Origin of the sequence: Pseudomonas sp. GM48, from assembly GCF_000282335.1 — a bacterium.
GTDB lineage: Bacteria > Pseudomonadota > Gammaproteobacteria > Pseudomonadales > Pseudomonadaceae > Aquipseudomonas.
Genome location: NZ_AKJM01000096.1, coordinates 1 through 8,262, shown reverse-complemented (window position 1 = coordinate 8,262; position 8,262 = coordinate 1). Strand labels below are relative to the sequence as shown.

5 protein-coding genes and 1 pseudogene are annotated in these 8,262 nt (G+C 58.3%); 1 reads left to right on the top strand and 5 read right to left on the bottom strand.

From position 1 onward, the window contains the following. The 5 genes and pseudogenes from PMI28_RS12080 to PMI28_RS12100 form a co-directional block, all read right to left on the bottom strand. Positions 1 to 1,202: pseudogene (locus tag PMI28_RS12080) on the bottom strand (hypothetical protein); the annotation flags it as partial. Between the two features lie 710 nt (positions 1,203 to 1,912). Continuing rightward, on the bottom strand, positions 1,913 to 2,806 hold the full coding sequence (locus PMI28_RS12085; RefSeq protein WP_007987969.1) for a sigma-70 family RNA polymerase sigma factor: 894 nt from the start codon (positions 2,804 to 2,806) through the stop codon (positions 1,913 to 1,915). A gap of 3 nt (positions 2,807 to 2,809) precedes the next feature. Further along, positions 2,810 to 3,244, bottom strand: a complete 435-nt coding sequence (locus tag PMI28_RS12090) for a carboxymuconolactone decarboxylase family protein (protein WP_007987967.1) — start codon at positions 3,242 to 3,244, stop codon at positions 2,810 to 2,812. 94 nt (positions 3,245 to 3,338) lie between these two features. Then, positions 3,339 to 4,622 (bottom strand): Zn-dependent hydrolase, encoded by a 1,284-nt coding sequence (locus PMI28_RS12095; RefSeq protein WP_007987966.1) that lies wholly within the window; start codon positions 4,620 to 4,622, stop codon positions 3,339 to 3,341. 141 nt (positions 4,623 to 4,763) lie between these two features. Then, positions 4,764 to 6,248: an NCS1 family nucleobase:cation symporter-1 gene (locus PMI28_RS12100; RefSeq protein ID WP_007987964.1), complete on the bottom strand. Its 1,485-nt coding sequence runs from the start codon at positions 6,246 to 6,248 to the stop codon at positions 4,764 to 4,766. Positions 6,249 to 6,789: 541 nt separating this feature from the next. Here PMI28_RS12100 and hydA point away from each other — a divergent pair. Continuing rightward, positions 6,790 to 8,229: a dihydropyrimidinase gene (gene hydA, locus PMI28_RS12105; protein WP_007987962.1), complete on the top strand. Its 1,440-nt coding sequence runs from the start codon at positions 6,790 to 6,792 to the stop codon at positions 8,227 to 8,229. Positions 8,230 to 8,262 lie beyond the last annotated feature (33 nt).

Sequence of the window (8,262 nt, the reverse complement as noted above, 5' to 3'; positions counted from 1 at the left end):
AGCTGGAAGGTACCGCTTTTGGTTTTTCCGGTCACTGTCCAGCTATGCGTGGTTTGCGCCGTATTAAAGGTCGGTTCACTCACCACGTTAGCAACATCGAGGCCGTCTTTGATGGTACAGGTCAGCGTGACCGGCAGACCGGCCAGTGGGCTGCCCGATTTCGGGGTCAGCGTGACAGTCTGCGCCTGGTCCCGGATAAACCAATTGCCCTCGGTGGGCACGACGACGCCGCCAATCTCGACGTAAGCCTCATCCGCCAAATTGGCTGACGACACTGCACAGCGGACTACCCAGGTTTGGGCAACCGCACTGCTCTTCAACTCCAAAGTGATACGGCCACTTTTTGTACCACTCGCCGTAAGTGTCCAACTTGCCTTGGCATGAGGTGTCAGCACCGGCGACCCAAACTCGGGAAGGGCCTCAATTTCCAAGTCGCCCCAATCAATCAAACAAAGAGTGACCTCGTTCCCGCTCAGGAATGACGCTTCGACCGTCACATCATTCGCCTGCCCGCGAATCAAAAGGGCATTTGGTGAATTCCAGTCTACAAGTACACCGTTGACCAGCAGCTTTGCCTCCTTCCAGGGGCTTTCCAGATACACGTTGAGCGTGAAGATATGCTCCGAAGTGGTGCCGTCATACGGGCTGAGCACCTTGGCCGTAATCGTATGTTCCCCTACTGAGGTAACTGTATGGTCGAACTTGCTCCACCCCACATCTGTCGTTGGTACGGTTTCCACCTCTTCCCCGTCGAAGTACCACTCGACATCAATACCCGCCAGTACCTTCCCTGTATAAAACGAACCCACCTGAATTTCCGCTGATACTTTATCGCCCACCACCGGCATGCTGATCGGATCACGCGTGTTCAATATTTTTCGCCGATAATCACCTAACTTGAAAGGAAGTGGATAAGGCGCTGCAGTAAATTCACTTTGCACCTGAAGATTGAAATCGATGTCGGTGCCCTCATTCGGGCACTTGAGTTTCCACTCAGTCCCATCCGCCAAAAGCTTCTGATACTCACCGAACTCGGGCTCAGTGCTGATCGACGCTGTCTCTCCAGAAACAGGATTCAAGCTCAGCCCCTGATTGATCCACGGGCTATCCACGACCGCCGCGAATTTGAAGTCATGTTCAGCGCCATGGCAGATGTACATCGGTGCAGCACCCATCACCCCGGAATTGCGATTACCAGCCATAACGACCTCTCCCGATCATTGGAACAGTTTGGAAAACCGTGTGTTTTCACTATCTGAGAAATGTCGGGGAGCGGCTACTGTCAGAAATAACAGAGCGAAAGATCGTTCGGCGATAAAAACCGTCGGCCTGATATCAACTTTGACTCGATAAAGCACCCTGCGAAGCCGCGCCGTTCACCAGCGCAGCCGTCGCACGGACTTACTGCGTGACGCAGCGAGTCGTGGTGGTTAATCGGGTCACCTGACCGTTTTCGCCCCGTACATCGCCCAGGACATCGGTTTTATCCATGGCCTGGCAGGTACGTTCAGGAGGGGGTGGCGTGACGGTTGGAGGGGGTGGCGGACTGGCACAGCCGCCGAGAATCGCCGCGCAGAATGCTAGCGACAAGGGTGAGGTAACGCGTTTCCCAAGAGTTTTCATAGGTTGACCCGCGATAAGTGATCGACACATTTTTGTGACAACAAAACCGGCGTACAAAATCCACACACCTGTCACAAAAATAAATATTTGCGAATCACTGATGGCCCAGCCGGTGGCCAATGCCTGTAAAAGCTGGCAGTTCTTACATCACCGGATCACACCGTTGCCGGGAGTTGCTGTCCAGTTCGTAACGCGATTCTTCGATCAATGCGAGCTGGCTCATGGAGCTGTTCCTTCAGCGGTTTACAAAGGAGGCAGCGAAACGCTTGAAGGAACGATGGTCCTTTGACTATTGCACGTTGAAGGACGCACCCAGCGCCGCCAACTTGTCCGGATTACGCATGATGAAAACCCGGTTCACCCGCCCCGTTTCATCAAAACCAAACGTCATCGACGCTGTGATAACACCGTCGGCCTTGATCACCACACCTTGAGCGCCATTGATTTCAATGGGCAGCCATTCACACGTTTGCCAATAGGTGTGCAACGACTGGCCAATGAAAACCAGCACGCTTTCGATGCCAAACAGCGTTTCACGGATCGCCGAAGCCTTGCCGCCGCTGTCGGCGCAGAGTTCGACGTCTTCGCTCAGCATCGCGCTCAAGTTTGCCGTGGAGCCATTGGCGATGGCGTTTTGGAAGGCACTCAGTAACTGGCTTTGGCGTGCAGGTTCCGGTTGATAGCGGGTTTGGGCACTGCCAAGACTGGACTTGGCCCGCGACACCAGTTTTCGGCAAGCGGCTTCCTGCACTCCGACTGCGTCGGCGACCTGCCCATAATCCATGTCGAAAATTTCGTACAGCAGGTACGCGGCACGCTCCTTGGGTGTCAGCCGCTGCAGCAACAGCACAAACGCGGTAGACAGCGACGAAGCCAGTTCATGCCTGTGCTCGGGTGAGTCCTGGTGGGTCGTGTGAATCGGCTCCGGCAGCCAGGTGCCAATGTAATCGACACGGGATTTGTCCGCCGAGCGCAGCACATCAATGCAGTGCCGGGTACAGGCCGTGGTCAGCCAGGCGGCCGGCGTGGAAATGGAGGCGCGGTCCGCCTCCAGCCACTTGATGAACAACTCTTGCAGCGCATCCTCGGCTTCGGCGCGCGAGCCGAGGATGCGATAGGCCAGACCGAGCAAAAAGGGCCGACGCTGCTCGAACACAGTGGCGGCGTTTTCAGCGGAGTTCATCAATCAGTGCCTCGACACCTGTAAGCGGTTCCACAGGTTGATCATGCCGATCTCGGCCGTCAAGGCGCCGATCTGCTCGTCGTTGAAATGTACTCTCAGCTCACCGCGCAGGCTGGCGTAATCGGTTTTTCCATCGAGCACCGTCAAGGCTTCGGTCCACGCCAGCGCGGCGCGCTCCGAAGGGCTGAAATCACTGACGTGACGCCAGACGATCAAGCGATCCAGACGCTCGTTGGTTTCGTTGGCCTCACGGGCTTCGCGGGAGTGCATCTTCACGCAGAAACCGCATTGGTTGATCTGCGAGGCGCGCAGGTGGATCAAGTGCTTGAGGCTGGGGTTGAGGTCATGATTGTTGAGTGCGATATGGACCTGGGTCAGGCTTTCGAAAACCTGCGGGATCGATTGCAGCAGGTTGACCGCTTGGGTGTTGGACGACATCGTGTTGCTCCATTGTTTGAGGGGTTCAACAGAATGACGATTGAGCTTTGCGCTTTGTGACGTGCGCTGAATCATTCAGCGCACGTCACACGGTTCAAGCAGCCAACTCACCCTTGGCCACCGCCGCCGAAGCCGCCAGCATCGCCCGCAACAGCACCGCACACCCGGCCGCCAGGTCATCCGGCGCGGCGTTTTCGATTTCGTTGTGACTGATGCCGCCTTCGCATGGCACGAAGATCATCCCGGCCGGGCCGAGTTCGGCGAGGAAGATCGCGTCGTGCCCTGCTCCGCTGACGATGTCCATGTGCGACAGGCCCAGGCCTTGGGCAGCGCCGCGCACGGCTTCGACGCAGCCCTTGTCGAAGTACAGCGGCGGGAAGTCGGCCGTTGGGGTGAGTTCGAAGGTCAGGCCGTGTTCGTCGCAAGTGGTTTCGATGACTTCGCGCACTTCGGCGATCATCGAGTCCAGGCGCGCCGGTTCCAGGTGCCGGAAGTCCAGGGTCATGCGCACTTCGCCGGGGATGACGTTGCGCGAGCCGGGATAGGCTTGCAGGCAACCAACCGTGCCGCAGGCATGGGGTTGATGGCTGAGGGCGGCGCGGTTGAGCGCACCGACGATCACCGCAGCGCCGACCAGGGCGTCCTTGCGCAGGTGCATCGGGGTCGGGCCGGCGTGGGCTTCGACGCCGCGCAACTTGAGGTCAAACCATTTCTGCCCGAGGGCGCCCATCACTACGCCAATGGTCTTGCGTTCGTCTTCCAGGATCGGGCCTTGCTCGATGTGGGCTTCGAAGTAGGCACCGACTTTGTGGCCGCTGACTTTGCGCGGGCCGGCGTAGCCAATGGCATTCAGTGCTTCACCCACTGTCACGCCATCGGCATCGACCTTGGCCAGGGTTTCTTCGAGGGTGAATTTTTCGGCGAACACGCCGGAGCCCATCATGCACGGGGCAAAGCGCGAGCCTTCTTCGTTGGTCCAGACCACCACTTCCAGCGGCGCTTCGGTTTCGATGTTCAGGTCATTGAGGGTGCGCAGCACTTCGACACCCGCCAACACACCGAAGCAGCCATCGAACTTGCCGCCAGTGGGCTGGGTGTCGATGTGGCTGCCGGTCATCACCGGCGGCAGGTCGGGATTGCGGCCGGGACGGCGGGCGAAAATGTTGCCAACGGCGTCGATGCTGACGGTGCAGCCGGCCTCCTGGCACCAGTTGACGAAAATGTCCCGGGCCTGGCGATCGAGATCGGTCAGGGCCAGGCGACACACGCCGCCCTTGACCGTGGCACCGAGTTTTGCCAGCTCCATGAGCGATTGCCACAGGCGGTCGCGGTTGATGTGCTGATGGCTGGACTGCAGAACGTCTACGGCCGCGTTCATGATGATCTCCTCAGGTTGTTCTTATGGATTTCTTCAGGCAATTCGTGGGTGTTTGTGCCACCGCCTTCGCGAGCAAGCCCGCTCCCACATTTGGAATACATTCCCCTGTAGGAGCGGGCTTGCTCGCGAAAGGGTCATCTCTCACACCGCAGATTTCGCGACTGATGGACTCGGCCGCATCGCACTCAACCCGTAATAAATCAGCCCCCCGAGGGCCGAGCCGGTGAACCAGCCGTAGCTGTAGAACCAGCTGAAGGCATCGCTGCCCAGGGACAGCAGGGTCAACGCCACCGGCACCCCAAAGGCAATAAAACCGCTCCAGTTCCACGCCGGATAGACGTCATCGCGGTACAGGCCAGCAAGGTCCAGTTGCTGTTTCTTGATCAGGAAATAGTCCACCACCATGATCCCGGCAATCGGGCCCAGCAGGCTGGAATAGCCGAGTAACCAGTTCGAATACACCGTTTCCAGGCTCACATCGGAGACGATCAGGCCAAGTTTTTTCAGCAGTTCATGGGCCATCAATGCCAGCCCCACCAGCCCGGTCAGGATCACCGCTTTGGTGCGGTTGATCGCCTTGGGCGCGATGTTCTGGAAGTCGTTGGTGGGCGACACGATGTTGGCCGCCGTGTTGGTCGACAACGTGGCGATGATGATCAGCGCCATGGCAATGGCCACCCAGAACGGGCTCTGGATATGGCCGATCAGGGTCACCGGGTCCGAAACCGTCACACCCACCAGTTTCACCGACGCGGCGGTCATCACCACGCCGAGGGACGCGAACAGGAACATGGTCAGCGGCAATCCGATGATCTGCCCGACAATCTGGTCCTTCTGGCTTTTTGCGTAGCGGCTGAAATCGGGGATGTTCAGGGACAACGTCGCCCAGAAGCCGACCATCGCCGTCAGCCCGGCGGCAAAGTAACTGGCTACGCTGGCACCTTCGGGACGTTTGGCGGGGATCGCCAGCAATTCAGTCATCGATACGTTGGGCATCGCCCACACCAGCAAACCGGCGCCCACCGCCACCAGCAGCGGGGCCGACAGGGTTTCCAGCCATTTGATCGACTCGGCGCCGCGAATCACCACCCACAGGTTCAGCACCCAGAACACCATGAAGCCGATGACCTCACCCGTGCCGCCCAGGGATTTCCAGCCCTCGAACACCGAACCGAGGAACAGGTGAATCGCCAGTCCGCCGAACATGGTTTGAATGCCGAACCAGCCACACGCCACCAGGGCGCGGATCAGGCACGGGATGTTGGAACCGAGCACGCCGAAGGACGAGCGCAGCAGCACCGGAAAGGGAATGCCGTACTTGGTGCCGGGAAAGGCGTTAAGTGTCAGGGGAATCAGCACGATGATGTTGGCAAACAGAATCGCCAGCAGAGCTTCGCCAACCGTCAGGCCAAAGTACGCGGTCAGCACGCCACCGAGGGTGTAGGTCGGCACGCAGATCGCCATGCCCACCCATAACGCGGTGATATGCCATTTGTTCCAGTTGCGTTCGCGCACCTTGGTCGGTGCAATGTCGTGGTTGTAACGGGGACTGTCGAGGACATCGCTGCCGGCTTCCAACTCAAACAAGCCGTCGCGCTCGGTCACTTGCGATCTGATCTGTTGCATGGCCGCTCCACTGTTCTTTGAATTATTTTTTGCTCATCGGGGGCTGGCGGCATCAATTAACGTGCCGGGTGCCCCGCTTACGCATCGGGCAGTTCCATAAACACAATATAACTAACTGATGTTTATCAGTTTTATTCGCTGACTCGACTATTTGTCAGGCCACTCAGGCCGAATGCCAGGCAAGTTGTCCGGACAGTCAGGACTCAAACTGGTGCGTTGATCTTTTTTCAATGGCTGCGCATCAACCATAGACCATACTCAAACAGCTGATTTCACATAAGAAATCTTGACTATTTTTCGATCCTGTCAAGTGCGTCAAAATGGTGAGGTCGCTCACCATTTTGGTGATTCTTGTATTTAAACGTTAAATATCAATAAGTTAATAACTGCATAAGCTTATAAAAAATATTCTTGCCGATTCGGATAACTGCAGCTAGCGTTTAATCCTGACAGCACTGACAGGAATTAGCCTGTCCAGGCTGTTTTCAAACAAAACATCTAGAACCGGCATAAACCGGTCATTGCCTGCGAGGAACTCGGAATGTCTCTGTTGATCCGTGGCGCCACCGTTATTACCCATGATGAAAGTTATCGCGCCGATGTGTATTGCGCAGACGGCGTGATCAAGGCCATCGGCGACAACCTCGACGTTCCCGCAAGTACCGAAATACTTGACGGCAGCGGCCAATACCTGATGCCCGGCGGCATCGATCCGCACACGCACATGCAACTGCCCTTCATGGGCACGGTGGCCAGCGAAGACTTCTACAGTGGCACGGCGGCGGGACTGGCTGGCGGCACCACGTCGATCATTGACTTCGTGATTCCCAATCCGCAGCAATCCTTGCTCGAAGCCTTCCATCAGTGGCGCGGCTGGGCCGAGAAGTCGGCGTCGGACTACGGTTTTCACGTTGCTATCACCTGGTGGAGCGAACAGGTCCGCGAGGAAATGGCCGAACTGGTCAACCAGCACGGAGTGAACAGCTTCAAGCATTTCATGGCCTACAAGAACGCGATCATGGCGGCCGATGACACCCTGGTGGCGAGTTTCGAACGCTGCCTGGAACTTGGCGCGGTGCCGACCGTTCACGCGGAAAACGGTGAACTGGTCTATCACCTGCAACGCAAGCTGATGGCCCAGGGCATCACCGGGCCGGAAGCGCACCCGCTGTCGCGGCCTTCACAGGTTGAAGGCGAAGCGGCGAGCCGGGCGATCCGCATAGCCGAAACCCTGGGTACGCCGCTGTACCTGGTCCATGTCTCGACCAAGGAAGCGCTGGACGAAATCACCTATGCCCGGGGCAAGGGCCAACCGGTTTACGGCGAGGTGCTGGCCGGGCACCTGCTGCTGGACGACAGCGTCTACCGCCATCCGGACTGGCAAACGGCAGCCGGTTATGTGATGAGTCCGCCGTTCCGCCCTCGCGGCCATCAGGAGGCGCTCTGGCATGGCCTGCAATCGGGCAACCTGCACACCACCGCCACCGACCATTGCTGCTTCTGCGCCGAGCAAAAAGCCGCGGGCCGTGACGACTTCAGCAAGATCCCCAATGGCACTGCCGGTATCGAAGACCGCATGGCGGTGTTGTGGGATGAAGGCGTGAACAGCGGACGCTTTTCGATGCAGCAGTTCGTCGCCCTTACGTCCACCAACACGGCGAAGATCTTCAACCTCTACCCACGCAAAGGCGCGATCCGCGTCGGTGCCGATGCCGATCTGGTGTTGTGGGACCCGCAAGGCACACGGACCATTTCCGCCAAGACCCACCATCAGCAGGTGGACTTCAACATCTTCGAAGGCAAGACCGTGCGCGGCGTGCCCAGCCACACCATCAGCCAGGGCCGGGTGGTATGGGCCGATGGGGATTTGCGGGCCGAGCGTGGCGCCGGGCGCTACATCGAACGGCCGGCGTACCCGGCGGTGTTTGATTTGCTGAGCAAGCGGGCCGAGTTGAATCAGCCGGTCGCTGTGAAACGCTGAAATCGAGGCCTTCGGCCTTCGCGAGCAAGCCCG